We start from the raw sequence: 21,881 nt of genomic DNA on the forward strand, positions 1-21,881 counted from the left end.
CGGGGCCCCGCCGGACGGCGGGGCTCCCCTCACAGCCAGGTCGGCAGGATGGACGGCGGGATCGGCCCCTTGTTGCGCCGCCCCTGCCCGCTCTCCTCCCACGCGTGGGCCAGGATCCCCACGGAGCGGCTGAGCACGAACAGCCCGCGCGCCAGCGGCGCCGGGAAGCCCAGCTCGGCGTAGACCACGGCGGTCGCCCCGTCGATGTTCATCGGCACCGGCGCGATCAGCCGTTCGACCTCCAGCGCGGCCCGCAGGTGCGCACCCGCCACCACCCCGGCCCCCGCCGCCTCCGAGACCAGCCCGAGCAGCGGGTCGCGGCGCGGGTCGCGGCGGTGGAAGCGGTGGCCGAAGCCGGGCAGGTACTTGTCGCGGGCGCGCCATCGCGCCACCACGGCTGCGGCGTCCCCGTCGGCCACCACCTCCTCCAGCAGCCCGACGCACTGCTCGCCCGCGCCGCCGTGCACGTCGCCGAGCAGGTTGACCCCGGTGGCGACGGCGTTGTTCAGCCCCACCCCGCAGGTGACGGCCATCCGGGCGACGGCGATGGACGGCGCGTGCGGGCCGTGATCGACGGACGAGACCAGCGCCGCCTCCAGCAGCGCCGCCTGCCGCGGATCGGGGCGCTCGCCGCGCAGCATGAGCCAGATCATCTCGGCGAAGCCGATCCGCCCGATGAGGTCCTGCACCGGGTGCCCGCGCAGCTCGATGAGGTCGGGCTCGATCCGCGACACGGCGGTGGCCCACCAGTCCGCGGCGGTGTCACGCTCGTTCATGAGGCCGCCTCGAACTCGGCGTTGTGCTCCCCGAGCAGCGGCGCGGGCCCGTGCGGGCGCAACGCGACCCCGTCGATGACCACCCCGTTCCCCGTGACGGTCACCGGCCGCTCTCCCGGCCCGGCGAACGGCACCTCGGTCAGGAAGCCGCGATGACGTACCTGATCGAGCGCCAGCGCCTGCGGGACGGTGAGGATCCGGGCGGCGGGCACGCCCTCGGCGGAGAGTATCTCCTCCCACTCCAGCGCCGTCTTGGCCCGCAACGCCTGGTTCAGCTCCTGGTTGAGCGCCCCCCGATGGGTCTTGCGCGACTCGCGCTCGGCGAAGCGCGGGTCGGCGGGCAGGTCGGGCCGCCCGACGAGCCGGCACAGCGTCTCGAACTGGGCCTGCTGGTTGGCGGCGATGTTGAGCGGCCCGTCGGCGGTCTCGAACGTGCCGGAGGGGGCGGCGGTGGCGTTCTGGTCGCCCATCGGCTCCGGCTCGACGCCGCTGACCAGGTAGTTGGAGACCGTCCAGCCCATCGCGGAGAGCGACGCCTCCAGCATGGACAGGTCCAGGAAGCAGCCGCGCCCGGTGCGGTGCCGCCCGGCCAGCGCGGCGGAGATCGCCAGTGCGGCCATCAGCCCGCCGACGGTGTCGGCGATGGGGAAGCCCACCCGCAGCGGCGCCGTGTCGGGGGTGCCGGTGACGCTCATCATGCCGGACAGCCCCTGGACGATCTGGTCGTAGGCGGGGGCGCCGCTCATCGGGCCGCTCTGCCCGAAGCCGGAGATGGCGCAGTAGACGAGGGCGGGGTTCAGCTCGCGCAGCCGGTCCCAGCCGTAGCCGAGCCTGGCCATCACCCCGGCTCTGAAGTTCTCCAGCAGGACGTCGGCGCCGGCGAGCATCGACTCGAACGCGGCCCGCCCGTCAGGGCTCTTCAGGTCGAGCTCGACGGACTTCTTGCCGGCGTTCTGGGCCAGGAAGGACGTGCCCATCCCGGCCCGGTTGAGCTCGGGGTCGGGGCCGAGCCGCCGGGCGAGGTCGCCGGTGCCCGGCAGCTCGACCTTGACCACCTGCGCGCCGAACAACATCAGCTGATAACTGCAGTACGGCCCGGCCAGAACGTTGGTCAGGTCCACGACCTTGACGCCGTCCAGTGGCAACTGCTGCATGCACGCTCCATTGAGTCAAGTCAGAGGATGGTCGAACCCGCGCTCCGACATCCGCTTGGCCGCCTCGCGCAGATCCGCGGCGAACTCCCGGACCCGCTCCTCGGTGAAGCGGACGGTGGGGCCGCTCAGCGTCAGCGCCGCCACGGGCCCCGTACCACGGGCGACCGGGACGGCGACCGCGGACAGGCCGGGCTCGCGCTCGCCGTGGCTGGCCGCGTACCCGTCGTGCGCCGCCTGCCCGATCCACGCCCGCAGCGTCGGCACGTGGGCCTCGCCGTACGGGGAGGAGCGGGCCACCCGGACGAGCAGGCGTTCGGGCGCCTCGATGAGCAGCACCTTCGAGGACGCGCCCGCCCACAGGGGCAGCTCGTCGCCGACGCGCACCACGTGGCGCAGCGGCTGCGGGCTCTCCTGCTGGGCGATGCAGACCCGGTGGGTGTCGCGCGGCACGTAGAGGTTGACGGTCTCCCGGTGCCGCGCCCCCAGCTCGCGCATGAGCTGGACGGTCTCCGGCGGCAGCTCCCACGCCGTACGGGCCAGGTGCGCCCAGCGCCACAGCGCGGGGCCGGCCGCGAACCCGTTGGGCGTGGCCCACAGCAGGCCCAGGTGCTCCAGGGTCTGCAGCAGGCGCAGCGCCGTGGTCTTGGCCAGGCCCGTCTCGTCGACGACCTCGCGGATCGTCAACGACCGCCGGTCCTCGGTGAGCAGCGAGAGGATGTCGAACGCGCGCTGGACGCTGCGTACGCCCCCGCCCTCTCCCGACGCCGCGGGGATGTTCGAAGGCATGGCCGTACGCTAACACCGAGTCCGCATAGCGGTCCATACGCTCCACCAAGTGGATTGCCTGATGCTCTTGCCATAACCTTCGCCTGGCTCATACCGTGAGGCAATCCACAGTGCGGATTACCAGAACCGCTGAGCGGATTCAGTGGGAGTCATCATGAACACCATCCACGAAGCCGGTTGCTTAGTCGCCGGGCAGTGGCTGACCGAAGGCCCGCATGCCGAACGCATCGGCCCCTACCTCCGCGAGCCCGTCAGCAGGGCCCGCACCGCTCAACCCGAGGACGTCGCCGCGGCCCTGGACCACGCCCGGCGCTCCGCCAGGCGGGTCGCCCGGCTGGCGCCCGCCACCAGGGCCGACATCCTGGAGCGGGCCGCCGCCGCGGTCACCGCGCAGGGCGACAGGCTGGCCCGGCTGCTGGCGCTGGAGCTGGGCAAGCCGCTCAAGGACGGGCGCGGCGAGGTGCTGCGCGTCGCCGACACGCTGTCCGTCGCCGCCGCCGAGGCCCGCATGATCGGCGGTGAGGTGCTGCCGGTGGCGGGCTGGGGCCGGGGCGTCGGCAACACCGCGATCACCCAGCGCGCCCCGGCCGGCCCCGTGCTGGCGATCACGCCGTTCAACGCGCCCGCCAACCTCCTCGCCCACAAGCTCGCCGCCTCCTTCGCGGCGGGCAACCCCACGATCGTCAAGCCGCCGCCGCAGGCGCCCGCCGTCTCCACCGCCCTGGTGGAGCTGCTGCTGGAGGCCGGGATGCCGGTGGAGGCCGTACAGGTCCTGCACGGGGGCGGCGACGTGGGCGCGCGGCTGTGCGCCGCGCCGGAGATCGCCGTCGTCAGCTTCACCGGCGGCGTCGCGGCCGGTCACGCCGTCGCCCACGCCGCCGGGCCGAAGCGGGTGATGCTGGAGCTCGGCGGCAACGCCGCCACCATCGTCTGCGAGGACGCCGGCATCGCCGAGGCCGCGCTGGCGTGCGCGCGCACCGGCTACAGCAACTCCGGGCAGAGCTGCATCTCGGTGCAGCGCGTCTACGTGCACCGCAGCCGCTTCGAGGAGTTCGCCGAGGAGCTGACCGCGCAGGTGAAGGGCCTGGCCGTGGGCGACCCGCTCGACCCGGGCACCGACGTGGGCTCCATGGTGGACGACGACGCGGCCGAGCGGGTGGTCCGCTGGACGGCCGAGGCCGCCGCCCAGGGCGCCCGGGTGACGGCCGGCGGCACCCGCGACGGCTCGGTGATGGCGCCGACCGTCGTCGTCGCCCCGCCCGCCGAGGCGAAGGTGGTGCGCGAGGAGGTGTTCGGAGCGCTGGTGGCCGTGCTCCCCTACGACGGCTTCGACGAGGTGATCGAGGAGTGCAACCGCAGCTCGTACGGGCTGCAGGCCGGGCTGTTCACCCACGACGTGCGCCGCATCGTCACCGCCTGGCGGGAGCTGGAGGTCGGCGGCCTGATCGTGAACGGCTCGTCCAACTTCCGCCTCGACCACGTGCCGTTCGGCGGCGTGAAGGACTCCGGCATCGGCCGCGAGTCGCCGCGCTGGATGATCGAGGACTTCACCGTGACCAAGACCCTCATGCTCAAGGGCCTGACCATCTGGGGAGACGAGTGACCACCACAGCCGCCCACGCGCTCGTCGCGCAACTGGAGGAGCTGGGCGTCGAGTACGTCTTCGGCACCTGCGGCCACACCAACATCGCCGTCCTGGACGCGCTGGCCGACAGCTCCGTCCGGTTCGTCATCGCCCGCCACGAGCAGGCCGCCGCACACGCCGCCGACGGCTACGCCCGCGCCTCCGGCAAGCCCGGCGTGCTGCTCGTGCACGTCGGGCCCGGCCTGACCAACGCCGCGACCGGCGTCATGACGGCCGCGCTGGACTCGGTGCCGCTGGTGGTGATCTCCGGCGACATCCCGTCGTACTACCACGGGCGGCATCCGCACCAGGAGATCAACCTGCACGCCGACGACGACCAGGCGAGCGTGTTCCGGCCGTTCGTCAAGCGGGCCTGGAACGTGCACCGGGCACAGGACCTGGGCCGCTTCGTCGAGCGCGCCTTCTTCACGGCCACCTCGGGCCGTCCCGGCGCGGTGCTGGTCAACGTGCCGATGGACGTCTTCTCCCGGCCCGCCGCGCCGTACCCGCCGATCAGCCACGTGGCGCGGCCCGGCCTGCCGCAGGAAACCGCGAAGCTGATCGCCGCGAAGCTGGCCGGCGCCGAACGCCCGCTGATCTACGTGGGCGGCGGCCTGCGCGAGGATCCGGGGCCGCTGATCCGGCTGGCCGAGCACCTCGACATCCCGATCGCGCACTCGCTGATGGCCAAGGGCACGGTGCCCGACGCGCATCCGCTGGTCGTCGGGATGCCGGGCTTCTGGGGGCTGGAGCTCACCAACGCCTATGCCCGTGAGGCGGACGTGGTGCTGGCGCTGGCCACCCGGTTCGCCGAGACCGACGCCAGCTCCTGGGATCCCCGCTTCACCTGGGACTTCTCCGGCAGCACGCTGATCCAGATCGACATCGACCCGGCCGAGATCGGCCGCAACTACCCGGCGGAGATCGGCGCCGTCGCCGACGTGCGGCTCGCGGTGGAGGCGATCGCGGACGCCGCCGCCTCGCACCCCGCCCGCTCCCGGCACGAGCTGCGCAAGCAGATCCTGGAGGCGCGGACGGAGCTGTTCGCGGCCAGCCGGGAGCGGGGCCGCAGCGAGGACTTCCCGCTGCGTCCCGAGCGGATCCTCGCGGACCTGCGGGACACCCTGCCGCCGGACACGATCCTGGTCACCGACGTGGGCTGGAACAAGAACGGCGTCGCCCAGTGCTACGAGCTGCCCGCCGAGGGCCGTTTCGTCACCCCCGGCGGGGCGTCCACGATGGGGTTCGGGCCGGCCGCCGCCGTCGGCGTGCAGCTCGCGCAGCCCGGCAGGACGGTGGTGGCGCTCATCGGCGACGGCGGGATGAGCGCGCAGCTGCCCGCCCTGCCGCTCGCGGTCGAGCAGGGCGCCCCCGTGGTGTTCGTGGTGATGAACAACCGGGCCCACGGCACGATCTCCGACCTGCAGTCGGCGCACTTCGGCCGCAGCCACGGCTGCGACTTCACCGACCCGGCGGGGCAGCCGTACAGCCCGGACTTCGCCGCGCTCGCCAGGGCGTGCGGCGCCGGCGGCCACACCGTCGCCGCGCCCGGCGACCTGGGCGCGGCGCTGCGCGAGGCGGTCGCGAACCGGCGGCCCGCCGTGATCGACGTGCCGATGGTGAACGAACCGGTGCCGACGCCGGGCCACTGGAACATCAAGGACATCTACCAGGGTCTGTTCACCGACTGACCTGTCCGGGAAACCGTTGCACGTTCGAGATTCCCTCAGCGTTTCCCGTCGCTTATAACGAACGTACTAGTCCGTGAATTAACTCTCACCCACCCCCCTAGAGGTGAACCGTGCGTTTCACGAGATTCTCCATCGCAGCCGCGGCCCTGATAGCGCTCGCCGCCTGCGCCCCGCCCGGCCAGCAGGCCGAGACCGGGGCCACCGCCACCGGCCCCATCAAGATCGCCAACGCCAACGCGCAGAGCGGCCAGCTCAGCTCGCTCGGCCAGTGGGAGCACAAGGGCGTCAAGCTCGCCATCGACGAGGCCAACAAGGCCGGCGGCATCAACGGCCGGCAGATCAAGCTCGACCTGTTCGACAGCCAGGGCGACCCCACCGTCGGCACCAACGTGGCCAGGAAGATCTCCGCCGAGGGCTACATCGCGATGCTCGGCACCGCCGAGAGCGCGGTCACCCTCGCCATGGCGCCCATTCTCAAGGACGCCAAGATCCCCAACATCACCTCGGGCCAGTCGCCCAAGCTGGCCGAGCTGGGCAGCCCGTTCCTCTTCCTCAACGCGCCCACCAGCGTCACCTTCGACGAGACGCTCGCCAAGCACCTGGTGGACGACAAGGGCTACAAGAAGATCGCCCTGATCAGCAACAACGGCGCCTACGGCTCCGGCGAGCACGACGCGTTCCTCAACTCGCTCAAGACCAGGAACGTCACCCCGTCCGCCGACGAGGTCGTCACCCCCGACCAGAAGGACTTCAACTCCAACCTCGCCAAGATCCGCGAGCAGAACCCCGAGGTGCTGTTCATCGGCGCCGAGGAGGTGCAGTCGGGGCTGATCGCCAAGCAGGCCCGCGAGCTCGGCATCAAGGCGATCTTCGCCGGTGGCGCCCCCGTCGGCACCGACGTCTACGCCGACACCGCCGGGCTGGAGAACGCCGAGGGCACCATCGTCAGCTCCCCCTACCTGAGCAACGACGCCACCCCCGAGATCAAGGCGTTCGCCGAGAAGTACAAGGCCGCCTACAACGAGGACGCCCGCATGCACGTCGCCAAGGCCTACGACGGCGCGTCCATCCTCATCGAGGCGCTCAAGCAGACCAACGGCGAGGGCGGCCAGAAGCTCGCCGACGCCATCCGCGGCGTCAAGCGCGCCGGGCTGCTGGGGAACTACAACTACGACGCCAACGGCGTCGGCATCCACGAAACCAAGATCGGCCTGGTCAAGGACGGCAAGGTCGAGCCCGAGGCCGCGAGCTGACGTGCAGGTCTTCCTTCAGACCCTGATCGGCGGGGTCACATTCGGAGCGGTGTACGCGCTGGTGGCGATGGGCTTCTCGATCGTCTACCGGACGATGGGCCTGGTCAACTTCGCCCACGGCAGCGTCGTCATGATCGGCGCGTACGCCGCCTCCACCTTCTACCTGGCCACCCAGCTCCCGTTCGCGGTCGCGATCGTCGTCGCCATCGCGGTCACGGGCCTGATCGGCCTGGTCATCGAGCGATTCCTGCGCCCGCTGGAGAACAAGGACTTCACGCTGATGCTGATCGGCACGATCGGCTTCGGCGCGGTGCTGGAGGCGGGCGCGGTCCTCATCTGGGGCGCGACCGGGCACGCCGTGCCGTCCCCGGTCGCGACGGGACCGCTCGACGTGGCCGGGATCCGCATCCCCACCTACAGCCTGCTGGTGATCGCGGTGGCCGCCGCCGCGACCGGCCTGCTGGCCCTGTTCCTGCAGCGCACCAAGCGGGGCGCGGCCATGCAGGCGGTCGCCATGGACCACCAGGCCGCCACCGCGGTCGGCATCCACGTCGGCCGCAGCAACGCGATGGCCTTCGCCATCGGCGCCGGCCTCGCCGCGCTGGCCGGCAGCCTGATCGGGCCCATGCTGTACGTGAACCCGACCATGGGCGGCACCCTCGGCATCAAGGGCTTCGCCGCGGCCATGCTCGGCGGCTTCGGCAGCATGCCCGGCGCGATCGTCGGCGGCCTGGCCTTCGGCCTGCTCGACGCGTTCGCCGCGGGCAACTTCCAGGAGTACTCCGAACTGGTCACGTTCCTGGTCTTCGCCGTCATCGTGATGATCCGCCCCACCGGCATCTTCGGAGAGGCAACGGTGAACCGAGCATGAAACGAGTGGCGCTCATCGCCATCGCCGCCGTCGCGGCCTGGCTGCTGCCCTACGGCCTGGGCGGCTACGCGATCCACGTCGCCGACGTCGCGATCATCTTCGCGATCCTGGCCATCGGGCTCGGCCTGACCATGGGCGTGGCCGGGCAGATCAACCTGGCCCAGGTCGCGTTCTTCGGCGTCGGCGCGTACGCGGTGGCCATCCTGACCACGCAGGCGGGCCTCGGCTTCTGGACCGCCGCCGTGCTGGCCATCCTCACCGCCGTGGTGTTCGGCGTGCTGACCGGCATCCCGGCGCTGCGCATGCAGTCGCACTACCTGGGCATCGTCACGCTCGGGCTGGCGCTGGCGTTCACGAACTGGGTCACCAACTCCACGATCGCGGGACGCGCCGAGGGCATCAGCGACATCCCGGTGCCGCCGATGTTCGGCGTCGACCTGTCCAGCGGCTACCTGTTCTACTACGTGGAGCTGGTGGTCTTCGCGATCGCGCTGGCCTTCGCGCTGTTCGTCACGCACTCCCCGCTCGGCCGCCGCCTGCGCGCCATGCGGGACGACGACCTCGCGGCGGGCGCGCTCGGCGCGGAGATCCCGCTGCTGCGGATGACGGCGTTCGTGCTGTCCGGCCTGTACGGCGGCCTGGCCGGCGTGCTGTACGCCGGGCTGATCCGCTTCGTCGCGCCCGAGACGTTCAACATCGCCAACATGTTCCTGCTGCTCGCCATGGTGATCATCGGCGGGCGGAGCAGCATCCTGGGCTGCGTCGTCGGCGCGGTCGCGCTGTCGCTGGTCAGGGAGGCGCTGCTGGACGCCTCCGGCTACGCGCAGCTCGGCTACGGCCTGGTGGTCGTGCTGGTCGTGGTGTTCGCGCCGAAGGGGCTGGCGGGCCTGCCCGGGCAGATCCGCGCCCTGCTGCGCAGGCGGACCGGCGGCTCGCGGGCCCAGCTCGGCGCGTTCCTGCCGTACGAGCCCGCGCCGGCCGCCTCAGGGGAGGTGGCGCTGGACGTCAGGGAGGTGACCAAGCGGTTCAAGGGCCTGGTGGCGCTGGACAAGGTGTCGCTCACCGTGCCCACGGGCCAGATCCGCGGCGTCGTCGGGCCGAACGGCTCCGGCAAGACGACCCTGTTCAACGTGGTCAGCGGCTTCTACGACCCCACCGAGGGGTCGGTGGAGCTGGCCGGGCGCGGGGCGACGGGGCTGGCGCCGTACCGGCTGTCGCTGCGCGGGGTGGCCCGCACGTTCCAGAACCTGCGCCTGTTCGAGGACCTCAGCGTGCGCGAGAACCTGCTGCTGGGGCTGGACCGCACCCGCACCACCTGGATCTGGCGGTACGCGGTCCTGCCGTGGAAGGTGCTGGGCTACGAGCGCACGCTGCACCGGCGGACGGCGGAGCTCATCGAGCGTTTCGGGCTGAGCGAGGTCGCCGACGCCGAGCCGCGCTCGCTGCCGTACGGCATCCAGCGGCGCATCGAGCTGGCCCGCGCGATGGCCATGTCGCCGAGCCTGCTGCTGCTCGACGAGCCCGCCGCCGGGCTGAACGGCGAGGAGGTGCGCCAGCTCGCCGACATCGTCCGCTCCATCAGGGACTCCGGCGTCACCGTGATCATCATCGAGCACAACATGGGGCTGGTCATGTCGCTGTGCGACCAGGTCACGGTGCTGTCCAGCGGCAGGGTGATCGCCGACGGCCCGCCGGCCGAGGTCGCCGTGCACCCGGACGTCGTCGCCGCCTACCTCGGCGACTCGATGGCCGCGCCGACCGAGGAGACCGCAGAAGCCGCCGTCGAGGAGGCCACCAGATGAGCACACTCAGCGTGGAAGGATTGTCGGTCCACTACGGCGGCGTGCGCGCCGCCCACGACGTGTCCTTCACCGTCGAGCCGGGCCAGTCGCTCGGCATCATCGGCGCGAACGGGGCGGGCAAGACCTCCACCCTCAAGGCCGTCATGGGCCTGGCCCCCCGCCAGGCCACCGCCATCCGGTTCGGCGAGCACGACCTGCTGCGCGCTCCCGCGCACACCCTGGTGCGGCACGGCATCGGCTACGTCCCCGAGGGCAGGCACGTCTTCCCGGGGCTCACCGTGGAGAAGAACCTGCTGCTCGGCGCGTACACCAGCAGCTGGAAGCGCACCCCGATCGACGAGGTGTACGAGCTGTTCCCGGTGCTGGGCGAGATGCGCGGCCGGCTGGCCGGCGCGCTGTCCGGCGGGCAGCAGCAGATGCTGGCGGTCGGGCGGGCGATGATGTGCCGGCCCAAGGTGATGTTGCTGGACGAGCCGTCGATGGGGCTGTCGCCCAAGCTCGTCGGCGACATCGCCGCCGCGCTGAAGAAGCTCAACGCCGACGGCCTGGCCATATTGCTCGTCGAGCAGAACGCCAAGCTCACCTTCGACGTCACCACCACCTGCCTGGTCATGGAGAACGGCGAGATCGCCGCCAGCGGCACCTCGGCGGAGCTGAGCGACGACCCTCAGGTCCGGCGCATCTATCTGGGTTTGTGAGAGAGGAAGGTCATGGTCCGTCGCAGAGAGTTACTCGCGGGCGCCGTCGCGGCCGTCGCGCTCGCCGGAGCGGGACAGAGCCCCGCCGTCGCCGCCACCGGGCGCGCCGACCGGAACTTCCCGAAGGTCGGCGGGAACCTGGCGAACCAGAACTACACCGCGCTGCGCGCCGTGCACCGCGGCAACGTGCGGCGGCTGCGGGCGGCGTGGACGAACCACATCGAGGGCGGGCTGATGGCGGGCAACAGCCAGAGCACCGCCGTGGCCGTGGACGGCGTCCTGTTCATCGAGTCGGCCCTGGGCAACGTCGTCGCCGTAGACGGCCGTACCGGCGCGACGATCTGGAAGTACGCGCAGACGCGCGGCGCGGTCACCCGCCGCGGCGTGGCGGTCGGCGCGGGCAAGGTCTTCACCTGCGCCAACGACAACTGGCTGATCGCCCTCGACCAGCGCACCGGCCAGGTCGTCTGGGAGCGGCAGCACAACGGGTACGGCAACCTGGAGAAGGTCGCCGTCACCTACCACGACGGCATGCTCTACTGCGGCACCAACGACGGGCCGCGCGGCGCGGCGCTCGCCTTCGACGCGGCGACGGGCGACCTGGTGTGGCACTTCTGGGGCACGGCCGCCCCCGGCGAGGTCGGCGGCGGCACCTGGGAGGGCGACTCCTGGCAGGTCGGCGGCGCGACGCCGTGGATGCACTGCGCGATCGACGCGGAGCTGGGGCTGGTCTACTGGACGTTCGGCAACGCCAGGGGCAGCAAGTCGTCGCAGGACGGCTCCGAGCGCGGCGGCCAGAACCTGTTCGCCAACTCGATCGTCGCCATGGACCTGAAGACGGGCGCCTACCGGTGGCACTTCCAGTCCATCCACCACGACATCTGGGACATGGACAACGTCATGGCCCCGGTGCTGGTGGACGCCCGCATCCGCGGCCGGACCCGCAAGCTGGTCGTGTACGGCAGCAAGACCGGCATGTACTACATCCTCGACCGGGCCGACGGCTCGGCCCCGCTGGGCATCGACGAGCTGCCCGTCCCGCAGGAGCCGCGGCAGAAGACGTGGCCGACGCAGCCGTTCCCGCGCCAGGGCGGCTGGACCGAGCATCGGCCCGTGTGGCAGCCGCTCGGCACCGAGGTGCCCGGCCTGCCGCACCGGGCGGTGCCCAACTACCGGATCGGGTCGCTGTACACGCCGCACTGGGACGAGCCGATCCTCACCATCCCCGGCCACGGCGGCGGCGCCGACTGGAACCACCAGTCCTACAGCCACAGCACCCGCCTGGTCTACACCGGGTTCGGCTACGTGGCGGCGGCCCACTCGCTGACCGAGTCGTCGAACGGGCTGCGCCCGCCCGGCGAGTACATGACGGGCGGCGTGGTGGCCGTGGACCCCTCGACCAACCGGGTGCGCTGGAAGCGGAACCTGCCGTACTCGCTGGCGCACGGCAACGGCATCCTCACCACCGCGTCCGACCTGCTGTTCATCGGCCAGCCCGACGGCAACCTGCTCTGCCTGGACGCCCGTGACGGGCGCGAGCTGTGGCGCTGGCAGACGGGGGCCGCGGTCAGCAGCAGCCCCATCTCCTACGAGATCGACGGCGAGCAGTACCTCGCGGTCTACGCCGGCGGCACCGGCATCCCGTACGGGAACTCGGCGCCGCGCGGCGACCACCTGTGGGCGTTCAAGCTCGGCGGCTCCGTGCCGCCCGCCGCCACGCCGCCCCCGCCCGTGGTGCGCCGCCCGGTGTCGGGCCAGCCGGTGGACGGCGCCGTCGTGAACAACACGGTGGTGCTGGCCCGCGTCTACGAGGGCGGGCAGGTCGGCGCGGTGGAGTCCACGGCGGTCAACGCCATGGCCCCCACCCACCTGCGGGTGCCGGTGGGCACCACGGTCACCTTCGTCAACCCCGCGGACAACGTCAACGTCCACGGGGCCACCCAGTTCTTCGAGGGACTGTTCGACGTCAGGCTGAAGCCGGGCGAGTCGTTCCAGTACACCTTCACCGAGCCGGGCGAGTACTTCTTCAACGACTCCTACAGCCCGCGGCCCACCGGCAAGATCGAGGTCACGGGCTGATCACCGCGACGTCGGGGGTGTGCGGCGGGAACCGTTCGAGCACCAGCGGGTCATGGCCGGCGACCACCAGCCCGGGGTCGTCGGCCAGCTCCCTGATGCGGTCGAAGGCGCCGTACATGCCGGGCATGCTGTGCAGGATCGGGAACGGGCGGTCGCTCTCGATGTTCTCGTAGAAGTGGCTGGCGTCGGAGGCCAGCACGACGTGGCCACGGGCCGTCTCCACCCGTACCACCTGCATGCCCGCCGTGTGCCCGCCCACCAGGTGCACGCTCAGGCCAGGCACGACGAACGCGTCCCCGTCCACCACCAGCGCCCGGCCGTCCTTGCGGGCCTCGCGCAGGTGGGCGAGGTCGTCGTCGTCGAGCAGCCAGCGCTCGCGGGCGATCCGCTCGGCCCACGGGCCGCTCCAGTAGTCCAGCTCGGCCTGCTGGACGACGTAGCGGGCGCGCGGGAAGTCGCGGGCGGTGCCGGTGTGGTCGTAGTGCAGGTGGGTGAGCACCACGTGGCCGACCGACTCGGCGTCGATGCCCAGCTCGGCCAGGGCCTCGACGGGTGAACAACGGTAGTCGAGGCCCTCGACGCGGGCCGCCCGCCCGGGGGCGATGCCGGTGTCGATCACCACCGTGTGCTCGTCGGAGACGGCCGCCCAGACGTAGTAGGACGTCGGGTGCGAGCTGTCGCCGCCGCTCTCGTAGCCGTGGAAGTGCTCGCCACGCCGGGCGTCGCGCTGGGCGTAGCGGACGGCGTACACGCGGTAGGTCATGCCTTGACCCGCTCGGGGAGCTTGAGTCCGAGCTGCTCGGTCGGCACCTGGTAGGTCTCCCTGCCGGTGGCGACGGCGGCCACGTTGATCAGGCAGACGACCGCGGTGATGACCGAGACGCCGAGCCAGCTCTCGGGCCCCGTGCCGGCGATCGCGGTGGCCACCGTGGGCGCGAACCCGGCGATGGCGAAGCCGATCTGGGTGCCGATCGCCATGCCGGACAGGCGGACCCTGGTGGTGAACATCTCGCCGTAGAAGGACGGCCAGACGGCGCTGGTGGCGCTGTGCACGACGCCGAACATGAGGATGCCGGCCAGGAAGATCAGCACGTAGTTGCTCACGGAGATCGACCACAGGTAGGCGAACATCAGCACCGCGCAGCCGAGCGAGCCGCCGATGAAGACCGGCTTGCGGCCGATCCGGTCCGACAGCCTGCCCCATAGCGGGATCGTGATGACCGCGGCGACGTTGGCCAGCACGCCGACCCAGAGCATCGGGCTGCGTTCCAGGCCCATCGTGTTGACCGCGTACGACAGGGCGTGCACGGTGAAGATCGTGCTGACCGAGGCGATGACCGCGGCGACGACCACGCGCAGCACGTCGCGCCACTGCTCGCGGAAGAGCACCGCGATCGGCATCTTGGCCACGGTGTTGGTGGCGACCTCCTGCTCGAAGGCGGGCGTCTCCTCCAGCGTGCGGCGGATGACGACGCCGACGACGGCCACGATGACGCTCAGCCAGAACGGCACCCGCCAGCCCCAGCTCAGCAACTGCTCCTCGGGGAGCGCGGCGATCGGCAGGAAGATCGCGGTGGCGATGATCTGGCCGGCCTGGGTGCCGTTGAGGGTGAAGCTGGTGTAGTACGCGCGCCGCCCCTCGGGGGCGTGCTCCAGCGTCATCGAGTTGGCGCCCGCCTGCTCGCCCGAGACGGAGAAGCCCTGCAGCAGGCGCAGCACCACGAGCAGGATGGGCGCGAGCACGCCGACCTGGTCGTAGGTGGGCAGGCAGCCGACCAGGAAGGTGGAGCCGCCCATCAGCAGCAGCGTGGTGACCAGCACCCGCTTGCGGCCGAACTTGTCACCGATGTGCCCGAGCACGAACGCGCCCACGGGCCTGGCCAGATAGCCGACCCCGAAGGTGGCCAGCGCGAGCAACGTCCCCGTGGCGGGCGAGGAGGACGGGAAGAAAATCTTGTTGAAGACCAGCGCGGCGGCCGTGCCGTAGATGAAGAAGTCGTAATACTCCAAGGCGCTGCCGATCCATGCAGCAACGGCCGCTTTGCGAGGTTTGCCCTGCACCGTCACAATTTTGCTCCTCACGGTGACGTCGGGGGGTAGTGCGGTGACAGGAAAACTAACTCACCGGTTCGTACATTACAAGGGTGTTGCCGCAGGATTAAGCACCCGCGTGCTGCACGGCGAGCCGGATGGGGGCGTTGCCGGCCCCGTAACCCTGGTACCCGCCGATCCGCTGCACGAGCTCGAAGAACACCCGGCCGGCGGTCACCGTGTACAGGTGCAGGAACTCGCCGCCCCGGCCGTCGCGGTCGTAGAGCACGCCGAGACGGCGCAGCTCGGGATCGACCTCGTAGCGGGCCTCCAGGTCGTCGTAGTAGTTGTCCGGGATGGGCAACAGCAGGTCCGGGTGCTCCGCCCGCAGCCTGCGGGCCGTCGCCACCACGTCGTCGCAGGCCAGCGCGATGTGCTGCCACGGGTGGTGGCCGGCGCCGACCTGCGCGATGTTCACCACCATGCGGACCGCGCCGTCGGGGCTCGACATGGCCTTGCTGCGCAGCAGGCCGTACGGGTCGGGCAGCTCCAGGCTCTCCTGCGGGCGCAGGCCGAGCACGCCGCGGTAGAACAGGGCGGCCTCGTCGAAGTAGTGCAGCGGCTGGGTGAGTGCCACGTGGTCGATACGGGTGATGCCGCCCTCGACGAGCGCTCCCTCGCCGAAGTCGGCGAGCCAGGCGTTGTCGCAGAAGAAGATCTCGGTGCCGTCGGGGGCGGCGATCGCGTCCAGCGGGGCGTCCTCGGGGGCGCGCTCGCGGGGCAGCACCGGGGACAGCAGGGAGCCCGCGTGCTTGACGGCGCCGCCGGGGTCGGGGCTGTCCAGGCCGATCGCCACCAGCGCCGGGCCGTCATGGGACTCCTGATCGCGGGAGTTGAGCAGGAGCCGCGCCTCGCCCTGCGACCACAGCTCGACCGGCTTGCTCGCGTGCGCCCCCGTACGGGCGAAGCCGAGCGCGCTCAGCAGCCCGCCGAGGGTGCCGTCGTCGGCCAGCTCGGCGAAGGCGAACCCGGCGGGCACGGCCGGATGCGCAACCCCGTCCAGGCTCTGCTCCAGCGCGATCAGCGACCGCATCCCGTCCAGCGCGGTGCGCTCCGCCGACGCCTGCCGGAAGACGTCGTTGAACACCTCCAGCGACAGCGGCCCCGCGTACCCGGCCCGCAGCACGCTCGCGGTCAGCCCCGTGAGGTCGAAGTTGCCCTGCCCGGGGAAGCAGCGGTAGTGGCGGCTCCACTGCAGCACGTCCATGGCCAGCAGCGGCGCGTCGGCGAGCTGCAGGAAGAAGATCTTCTCCCCCGGGATGGCCTCGATGCCGATCGGGTCGGAGCCGCGCGACAGGATGTGGAAGCTGTCCAGGCAGGTGCCCAGGTTCGGATGGTCGGCCATCCGGACGACGCGCCAGGCGTGCAGGTACTCGTTGACGTGCCGCCCCCAGGCCAGCGCCTCGTAGGCGATGCGGACGCCGTGCTCGGCGGCCCGCTCGGCCAGCAGCCTGAGCTGCTCGGCGGCCAGCTCGTCGTCGCCGATCGCGTCCGGCGAGACGTTCGAGCAGACCAGCAGCAGGTCGGCGCCGAGCCGCTCCATCACCCTGAACTTGCGCTCGGCCCGCCGCAGGTTGCCCGCCAGCACGTCGGCCGGCACCGACTCGAAGTCGCGGAAGGGCTGGTAGAGGTCGATGCCGAGGCCCAGGTCCGCGGCTCTGGAGCGGACCTCCTCGGGGGAGAGCGGGCAGGCCAGCAGGTCGTTCTCGAAGATCTCCACACCGTCGAACCCGGCGGCGGCGATGGCCTCCAGCTTCTCGGGGAGAGTGCCGCTCACCGACACGGTGGCGATGGACTTGCGCACGGTTCCTCCTGCTAAACGGCGATGAGATCGGTCAGGTGGGCGAACATCCGCTCGGCGTCCGGCTCGCGGCCGGTGAACAGCCGGAAGGCGTGCACGGCCTGGAAGACGACCATGCCGCCGCCGTCCAGGGTCCGGCAGCCGATCGCGCGCGCCTGCTTGAGCAGCTCGGTCTCCAGCGGCCGGTAGACGATGTCGGCCACCCACAGGCCCGGATGCAGCAGCTCGGCTGGCAGCGGCAGGCCCGGATGGTGGGCCATGCCGGTCGGGGTGGCGTGCACCAGCCCCTCGGCCCCGGCCAGCAGCTCCGGCAGCTCGCCGGTGCTCGCGGGGCGGGCCCGGCCCGCGCCGAAGCGGGCGGCCAGCTCGCCGGCGAGCGCGGTGGCCCGCGCCGGGTCCGCGTCCACCAGAGTGATCCGGTCGGCGCCCATGGTGAGCAGCGCGTGCGCCACCGCTGCGCCCGCGCCGCCGGCGCCGAGCTGCACGATCCTGCGGGTGGGCACGTCCGGCAGGCCGCGGGCGAACGACTCGGCGAAGCCCGTCCAGTCGGTGTTGTGGCCGACGGCCCGCTCGCCGTCGAACACCACGGTGTTGACCGCGCCGAGCATGCGGGCGTCCGGGGACAGCTCGTCCAGGTGCGGGATGACGGCCTGCTTGCAGGGATGGGTGATGTTGAGCCCGTCGTAGCCGAACCTGCGGGCGGTGCGGACCAGCTCGCCCACCTCGCCGCCGACCCGGTCGGTGTCCAGCAGCCGGTAGACGTAGTGCAAGCCGTGGTGCACGGCCTCCTGCTCGTGCAGTGGCGGGCTCCAGGAGGGGCCGATGCCCGAGCCGATCAACCCGACCAGGAATGAGTCCATCACTTCTTCCTCTCAAGCAGGGTGCTGCGGTTTTCTTAATGTACGTACTAGTGAGTTAGCTGACTAGACGTGGCTCTTGACTTGGTGGGGACGGGGTTGGAGCCTAGTGGACTATCTAGTCCGTACTCTCAGGACGGAGCCCGCGTGCCTCCCCCTCCCGGACCGGCCGCAGGCCGCCCCCTCGCCTTGGGTCCCGTACGCCTGCGCAACCGCTTCGTCGCGGCCCCCATGGAGCGCAACTACTGCGAGCCCGACGGCACCGCCACCGGCCGGTACGCCGCCTACCTCGCCCGCCGGGCGCACGGCGGCGCCGCGCTGGTGTTCGCCGAGGCCGCCTACGTGCGCGCCGACGGCAAGGGGCGGGCACGGCAACTCGGCGCGGACACCGACGCGCGCGTCCCCGGCCTGGCCCGGCTGGCCGAGGCGGTGCACGCCGGTGGCGCGCTGTTCGGGGTCGAGCTCAACCACGGCGGGCGCACCGCGCAGAGCGCCGTCAGCGGGTTCCGGCCCGTCGCGCCCTCCCCCGTACCCTGCCTGCCCGCGGGCGGCGAGTTGCCCAGGCAGGCCTCGACCGGCGAGGTGTACGAGCTGGCCGAGGCGTACGCGGAGGGCGCACGCCGCTGCCGGGAGGCGGGCGTGGACGTGATCATGATTCACGGGGCGCACGGCTACCTCGTCCACCAGTTCCTCTCCCCCGCCTTCAACCTGCGCGAAGACGAGTTCGCCGACCCCCTCCGCTTCCTCGGCCTGGTCGTCGAGGCCGTGCGCGAACAGGCCGGGCGCGAGGTGGCCGTCGGGCTGCGGGTGTCCGCGCACGAGGGGTTCGAGGGCGGGCTGACGGCGGAGCGCACGTTCGAGCTGATCTCGCGAACCCGGCTCGACCTGCTGGACTTCCTGGACGTCTCGGCCGGCTCCTACGAGGCCGGGCAGTGGATCATCCAGCCCGCCGAGTTCGAGCGCGGCCTGCTCGCCCCGTACGCCGGGCGCTACCGCGCGCTGGGGCTGCCGGTGGGCGTCGCCGGGCGGATCAGCACCCCGGACAGCGCCGAGGCGATCGTGGCAGGAGGCAGCGCCGACTTCGTGTCCCTGGCCCGCACCCTGCACGCCGACCCCGACTTCCCGCGCCACGCCCTCGCCGGACGGCCCCACCGGCCGTGCATCGCCTGCAACCACTGCATCGACCGGCTCGGCACCGGCGAGCCCATCCCGTGCACGGTCAACGCCCGCGTCGGCCGCGAGCACCTGCCCACGGCGCAGGCGTCCGCGACCGGGCTCTCCGTGCTGGTGGTCGGCGCAGGCCCGGCCGGGCTGGAGGTGGCGCGGCTGCTGGCCGAGCAGGGGCAGCACGTCCAGGTGCTGGAGCGCGAGGAGCACGTCGGCGGCCGGGTGGCGCTCGCCGGGCGGCTGCGCGCCTACCCCGAGCACCACCGCCTCGTGCGGTGGTGCGCCGGCGAGCTGGAGCGGCTCGGCGTGAGCGTGCGCACCGGCGTCGAGGTGACCCGCGAGGAGCTGGCCCGGCACCGGGCGGACGTCGTCGTGCTGGCCACCGGTGGCGCGGGGCGGGTGCCCTCCGGCGTTCCCGGCGTCGGGCTGCCGCACGTCATCGACGTGCGTGACTGGCTCGCGCTCGGCCGGGACGTGCCCCGCGCCTGCGTCGTGTGGGGGGCCGATCGGGAAGGTGTCGCCGTCGCCGACCACCTGGCCTCCGGCGGGGCGGAGGTGCTGCTCATCGGCTCGCAGGCGAGTCTCGCGCCGGAGGTCGGGCGGCGGGCCAAGATCCTCATGGTGCCGCGGCTGACCGGGAACCCGAAGGTGCGGGTGCTGCTGGAGTCCACGGTCCTGGCCGTCGAGCCCGATCGGCTGCTCGTCCGGTCCTCCGATGAGACGCAGTGGGTGCCCGTGTCGGGGCCGTTGCTGGTTTCGCAGGGGGTCGTTCCGCGTACCGGGCTGCTCACGGAGTGCGCGGCGCCGCTCGGGGTGCACGTGATCGGGGACGCGGCCGGGGGCGGCTCGTTGCACCGGTGCTTCGTGGACGCGGAGGAGGTGGCCGGGGTCATCGGCTCCGGGCGGGTTCAGCACTGGTGATTTCCCTGATGCCGGGGGTGGGGGCGGGGCGGAGACTGTCGTCGTCGCGCTCCGGACCCGCGAGGAGGAAGCTCACCATGTTCTTACGCTCCCGGATGGTGTGGTGCTTACTGGCACCCGCCGTCGCCCTCTCAGCACCCGCGCCCGCCGTCGCCCTGCCCGCGCCCGCTGCTCCCGTCGCGCTGTCGGCGCCCGCTGCTCCCGTCGCGCTGTCGGCGCTCGGGCCGGCCGTCGCCGAGGTTCCGGCCGGGGCGGGGAACGGCCGTCCGGTCGGGGCCACCGTGGCCGACCTCGCCGCCCGCGGTTACCAGGAGCGGGAGTTCCTGATGACCGGGCGCGCCGAAACGTACCAGAAGGTCGGCGTCTGGACCGGCGGCGGCCAGTGGGGCGCCCGCGCCACCGGGACCACACAGAGCTACACCACCCGCCTCCTGGTGGAACGCCCCGCCGACCCCGCCAGGTTCAACGGCACCGTCGTCGTGGAGTGGCTGAACGTCAGCTTCGGCGTGGACATCGGCGTCGAGTGGTCCCAGTCCTACGAGCACTTCACCCGCGCCGGGTACGCCTACGTCGGCGTCACCACCCAGAAGGTCGGCGCCGACAAGCTCAGGAGCCTCGACCCCGCCCGCTACGGCCAGGTGTCGCTGGCGTCGGACGCGCTGTCGTACTCGATCTTCGCCCAGGCGGCGGAGGCGGTGCGGGCGAACGCGCCGGCGCTCCTCGGCACGGGCGCGCCCGCCAAGGTGCTGGCGGCGGGGCACTCCCAGTCGGCGGGGCGGCTGGCCACGTTCGCCAACGCGATCCAGCCGATCGTGCCCACCTACGACGGCATCCTGATCCACGGCCGGGGCGCCGGGGCCGCGCCCATCGGCGACGGGCTGATCTCGCTGCCCCTCACGGCGCGGATCCGTACCGACACCGCCGTGCCCGTCCTCCAGATCGAGTCCGAGACCGACATCCGGACGTTCTCCGACGCCCGGCAGGCCGACAGCGCGCGGGTGCGCACGTGGGAGGTGGCCGGCACGTCGCACGCGGACGCGTACGGGCTGGCGCAGTACAACGCGCAGAACGCGCGCGACCGCGCGATCAACGACGGCCGGCCGATCTCCTGCGACCGGCCCGTCAACGCCATGACCTGGCGGTACGCCTCCAACGCCGCCTACCACCACCTCGACCGGTGGAGCCGCGGCCTGGGCGCGCCGCCCGCCGGGCCACAGATCAGCCTGCTGCTGGGCAGCGTCCGCCGCGACGGGGACGGCAACGCGCTGGGCGGGGTGCGGCTGCCCGACCTGGACGCGCCGCTGGCCGCGTACGCGCCGACGAACTCCGGGGGCGAGGTGGCGGGGGCGTGCCTGCTGCTGGGCGCCACCACGGGGCTGAGCAGCGCGCGGATCCGCCAGCTCTACCCGGCGCAGCAGGACTACGTGGCCGCCTTCACCCGGGCCGCCGACCGGGCGCTCGCGGCGGGACACCTGCTGCCCGCCGACCACGCCGAGGCGGTCGCGCGGGCCCGCGCCACCCCGCTCCCCTGACGCTCAGACCGGACGGGCCGGGGCTTGCGCGCGGCGCCCCACGTTCGCGAGCAGCTCACCGAACGCCTGCCGCGTCGTCTCGGCGAACCCGGCGAACATCCGGTTGGCCAGGGGCACCGCCCACCTCATCCACTCCGCCACGTTGAACACCCGATGCACGACAAGCGCCCCCTGGGGATGCGGCTCGACGCTCCACTCCCCCCGGTACCACCACCCGCCCTGCACGGAGATGGTGTGACCGGCCACCTCGACGGTGGGGGCGTCCTCGACGGCGGAGCGCCGGTCGCCGGGCAGCAGCTCGGCGGCCAGCGCCGCCCACACCCGGCCGGCGGGCGCCTCGACGATGCCCGCCACCTCGGTGATCAGCTTCTTGTTCATCGTGCCGCCACCCGGGTGTTCTGGAAGGAGGCGAAGCGCCAGCCCTCGGGCGTCCGGACGGCGGTGAAGGTGACGACGGAGGGACGGTGCCGCCCGTCCACCGCGGTGCCCCCACCGGCGATCACCAGCGCGGCCCCGTCGGCGAGCGGCTTGACCGTGGCGTCGCCGACCCCGGACATGGTGGAGCCCTTGAGCGGCCCGTCGAAGAGCCACCGGTGCGAGGACTCGATGGCCTCCCGGCCGCGCAGGTGGGTGCCGTCGAAGGTGACGTAGTCGGCGTCGTCGGTGAAGACGGCCGCGTAGGCGGCGGCGTCGCCCCTGTTCCAGGCCTCGACGAGGCCGTCCAGCAGCTTGGTGAGATCGGACATGACGCAACTCCTCGTGGTCGCGGCGCCTATCC

At 72.3% G+C, this 21,881-nt stretch carries 18 protein-coding genes; 9 read left to right on the top strand and 9 right to left on the bottom strand.

Annotated features, from left to right (window positions below; genetic code table 11):
• Positions 1–29 precede the first annotated feature (29 nt).
• From FXF51_RS45020 to FXF51_RS45030, 3 genes are read right to left on the bottom strand one after another with little or no spacing between them, the layout of a single operon-like run.
• Positions 30–776: a citryl-CoA lyase gene (locus tag FXF51_RS45020; protein ID WP_148440936.1), complete on the bottom strand. Its 747-nt coding sequence runs from the start codon at positions 774–776 to the stop codon at positions 30–32.
• Positions 773–1,930: a CaiB/BaiF CoA transferase family protein gene (locus tag FXF51_RS45025; RefSeq protein ID WP_148440937.1), complete on the bottom strand. Its 1,158-nt coding sequence runs from the start codon at positions 1,928–1,930 to the stop codon at positions 773–775. The genes FXF51_RS45020 and FXF51_RS45025 overlap by 4 nt, the downstream gene beginning before the upstream one ends.
• A gap of 15 nt (positions 1,931–1,945) precedes the next feature.
• Positions 1,946–2,716 (bottom strand): IclR family transcriptional regulator, encoded by a 771-nt coding sequence (locus FXF51_RS45030; protein WP_148440938.1) that lies wholly within the window; start codon positions 2,714–2,716, stop codon positions 1,946–1,948.
• A gap of 154 nt (positions 2,717–2,870) precedes the next feature.
• Here FXF51_RS45030 and FXF51_RS45035 point away from each other — a divergent pair, with 154 nt between their 5' ends.
• The 7 genes from FXF51_RS45035 to FXF51_RS45065 all read left to right on the top strand — a co-directional run bounded on the left by FXF51_RS45035 (position 2,871) and on the right by FXF51_RS45065 (position 12,734).
• Positions 2,871–4,319, top strand: a complete 1,449-nt coding sequence (locus FXF51_RS45035) for an aldehyde dehydrogenase family protein (RefSeq protein ID WP_148440939.1) — start codon at positions 2,871–2,873, stop codon at positions 4,317–4,319.
• Entirely contained in the window at positions 4,316–6,031 is a 1,716-nt protein-coding gene (locus FXF51_RS45040) for a thiamine pyrophosphate-binding protein (protein ID WP_148440940.1), read from the top strand. The genes FXF51_RS45035 and FXF51_RS45040 overlap by 4 nt, the downstream gene beginning before the upstream one ends.
• Positions 6,032–6,141: 110 nt before the next feature.
• Positions 6,142–7,284 (top strand): ABC transporter substrate-binding protein, encoded by a 1,143-nt coding sequence (locus FXF51_RS45045; RefSeq protein ID WP_148440941.1) that lies wholly within the window; start codon positions 6,142–6,144, stop codon positions 7,282–7,284.
• 1 nt (position 7,285) lies between these two features.
• Positions 7,286–8,155, top strand: a complete 870-nt coding sequence (locus FXF51_RS45050; RefSeq protein ID WP_148440942.1) for a branched-chain amino acid ABC transporter permease — start codon at positions 7,286–7,288, stop codon at positions 8,153–8,155.
• Positions 8,152–9,957: an ABC transporter permease subunit gene (locus tag FXF51_RS45055; RefSeq protein ID WP_148440943.1), complete on the top strand. Its 1,806-nt coding sequence runs from the start codon at positions 8,152–8,154 to the stop codon at positions 9,955–9,957. Before FXF51_RS45050 ends, FXF51_RS45055 begins: the two co-directional genes overlap by 4 nt.
• Positions 9,954–10,655, top strand: coding sequence for an ABC transporter ATP-binding protein (locus FXF51_RS45060; protein ID WP_148440944.1), 702 nt, complete (start codon positions 9,954–9,956; stop codon positions 10,653–10,655). The genes FXF51_RS45055 and FXF51_RS45060 overlap by 4 nt, the downstream gene beginning before the upstream one ends.
• 12 nt (positions 10,656–10,667) lie before the next feature.
• On the top strand, positions 10,668–12,734 hold the full coding sequence (locus FXF51_RS45065; protein WP_148440945.1) for a PQQ-binding-like beta-propeller repeat protein: 2,067 nt from the start codon (positions 10,668–10,670) through the stop codon (positions 12,732–12,734).
• On the opposite strand, the gene FXF51_RS45070 is transcribed toward FXF51_RS45065, so the two are convergent.
• The 4 genes from FXF51_RS45070 to FXF51_RS45085 all read right to left on the bottom strand — a co-directional run bounded on the left by FXF51_RS45070 (position 12,724) and on the right by FXF51_RS45085 (position 17,486).
• Positions 12,724–13,497 carry an N-acyl homoserine lactonase family protein gene (locus tag FXF51_RS45070; protein ID WP_148440946.1) on the bottom strand — a complete coding sequence of 258 codons (774 nt, stop codon included), beginning with the start codon at positions 13,495–13,497 and terminating at the stop codon, positions 12,724–12,726. The genes FXF51_RS45065 and FXF51_RS45070 overlap by 11 nt on opposite strands.
• The gene (locus FXF51_RS45075; protein WP_316247669.1) at positions 13,494–14,816 is read right to left on the bottom strand and encodes an MFS transporter; all 1,323 of its coding nucleotides are present in this window, start codon (positions 14,814–14,816) and stop codon (positions 13,494–13,496) included. The genes FXF51_RS45070 and FXF51_RS45075 overlap by 4 nt, the downstream gene beginning before the upstream one ends.
• A gap of 76 nt (positions 14,817–14,892) precedes the next feature.
• Positions 14,893–16,629, bottom strand: coding sequence for a bifunctional sugar phosphate isomerase/epimerase/4-hydroxyphenylpyruvate dioxygenase family protein (locus FXF51_RS45080; protein WP_148440948.1), 1,737 nt, complete (start codon positions 16,627–16,629; stop codon positions 14,893–14,895).
• Positions 16,630–16,640: 11 nt separating this feature from the next.
• Positions 16,641–17,486 carry a shikimate dehydrogenase gene (locus FXF51_RS45085; RefSeq protein ID WP_148440949.1) on the bottom strand — a complete coding sequence of 282 codons (846 nt, stop codon included), beginning with the start codon at positions 17,484–17,486 and terminating at the stop codon, positions 16,641–16,643.
• A gap of 144 nt (positions 17,487–17,630) precedes the next feature.
• Here FXF51_RS45085 and FXF51_RS45090 point away from each other — a divergent pair, with 144 nt between their 5' ends.
• Positions 17,631–19,571: an FAD-dependent oxidoreductase gene (locus FXF51_RS45090; RefSeq protein ID WP_222871752.1), complete on the top strand. Its 1,941-nt coding sequence runs from the start codon at positions 17,631–17,633 to the stop codon at positions 19,569–19,571.
• A gap of 77 nt (positions 19,572–19,648) precedes the next feature.
• Positions 19,649–21,103 (top strand): alpha/beta hydrolase domain-containing protein, encoded by a 1,455-nt coding sequence (locus FXF51_RS45095; RefSeq protein ID WP_262380259.1) that lies wholly within the window; start codon positions 19,649–19,651, stop codon positions 21,101–21,103.
• A gap of 3 nt (positions 21,104–21,106) precedes the next feature.
• Here the strand turns inward: FXF51_RS45095 and FXF51_RS45100 are convergent, their stop codons facing one another.
• Together FXF51_RS45100 and FXF51_RS45105 are read right to left on the bottom strand one after the other, a co-directional pair.
• The gene (locus FXF51_RS45100) at positions 21,107–21,481 is read right to left on the bottom strand and encodes a hypothetical protein (RefSeq protein WP_148440950.1); all 375 of its coding nucleotides are present in this window, start codon (positions 21,479–21,481) and stop codon (positions 21,107–21,109) included.
• Positions 21,478–21,849, bottom strand: coding sequence for an SgcJ/EcaC family oxidoreductase (locus FXF51_RS45105; RefSeq protein WP_148440951.1), 372 nt, complete (start codon positions 21,847–21,849; stop codon positions 21,478–21,480). The genes FXF51_RS45100 and FXF51_RS45105 overlap by 4 nt, the downstream gene beginning before the upstream one ends.
• Between the last annotated feature and the right edge of the window lie 32 nt (positions 21,850–21,881).

Origin of the sequence: Nonomuraea sp. PA05, from assembly GCF_008086045.1 — a bacterium.
Taxonomy (GTDB): Bacteria; Actinomycetota; Actinomycetes; order Streptosporangiales; family Streptosporangiaceae; genus Nonomuraea; species Nonomuraea monospora.

Excerpts from the sequence above, each read along its gene's own strand:
- FXF51_RS45095 (WP_262380259.1), top strand. The coding sequence starts at position 19,649 with ATGTTCTTACGCTCCCGGATGGTGTGGTGCTTACTGGCACCCGCCGTC.
- FXF51_RS45105 (WP_148440951.1), bottom strand. The coding sequence starts at position 21,849 with ATGTCCGATCTCACCAAGCTGCTGGACGGCCTCGTCGAGGCCTGGAAC.
- FXF51_RS45085 (WP_148440949.1), bottom strand. The coding sequence starts at position 17,486 with ATGGACTCATTCCTGGTCGGGTTGATCGGCTCGGGCATCGGCCCCTCC.
- FXF51_RS45055 (WP_148440943.1), top strand. The coding sequence starts at position 8,152 with ATGAAACGAGTGGCGCTCATCGCCATCGCCGCCGTCGCGGCCTGGCTG.
- FXF51_RS45025 (WP_148440937.1), bottom strand. The coding sequence starts at position 1,930 with ATGCAGCAGTTGCCACTGGACGGCGTCAAGGTCGTGGACCTGACCAAC.
- FXF51_RS45065 (WP_148440945.1), top strand. The coding sequence starts at position 10,668 with ATGGTCCGTCGCAGAGAGTTACTCGCGGGCGCCGTCGCGGCCGTCGCG.
- FXF51_RS45030 (WP_148440938.1), bottom strand. The coding sequence starts at position 2,716 with ATGCCTTCGAACATCCCCGCGGCGTCGGGAGAGGGCGGGGGCGTACGC.
- FXF51_RS45070 (WP_148440946.1), bottom strand. The coding sequence starts at position 13,497 with ATGACCTACCGCGTGTACGCCGTCCGCTACGCCCAGCGCGACGCCCGG.
- FXF51_RS45100 (WP_148440950.1), bottom strand. The coding sequence starts at position 21,481 with ATGAACAAGAAGCTGATCACCGAGGTGGCGGGCATCGTCGAGGCGCCC.
- FXF51_RS45020 (WP_148440936.1), bottom strand. The coding sequence starts at position 776 with ATGAACGAGCGTGACACCGCCGCGGACTGGTGGGCCACCGCCGTGTCG.
- FXF51_RS45035 (WP_148440939.1), top strand. The coding sequence starts at position 2,871 with ATGAACACCATCCACGAAGCCGGTTGCTTAGTCGCCGGGCAGTGGCTG.
- FXF51_RS45060 (WP_148440944.1), top strand. The coding sequence starts at position 9,954 with ATGAGCACACTCAGCGTGGAAGGATTGTCGGTCCACTACGGCGGCGTG.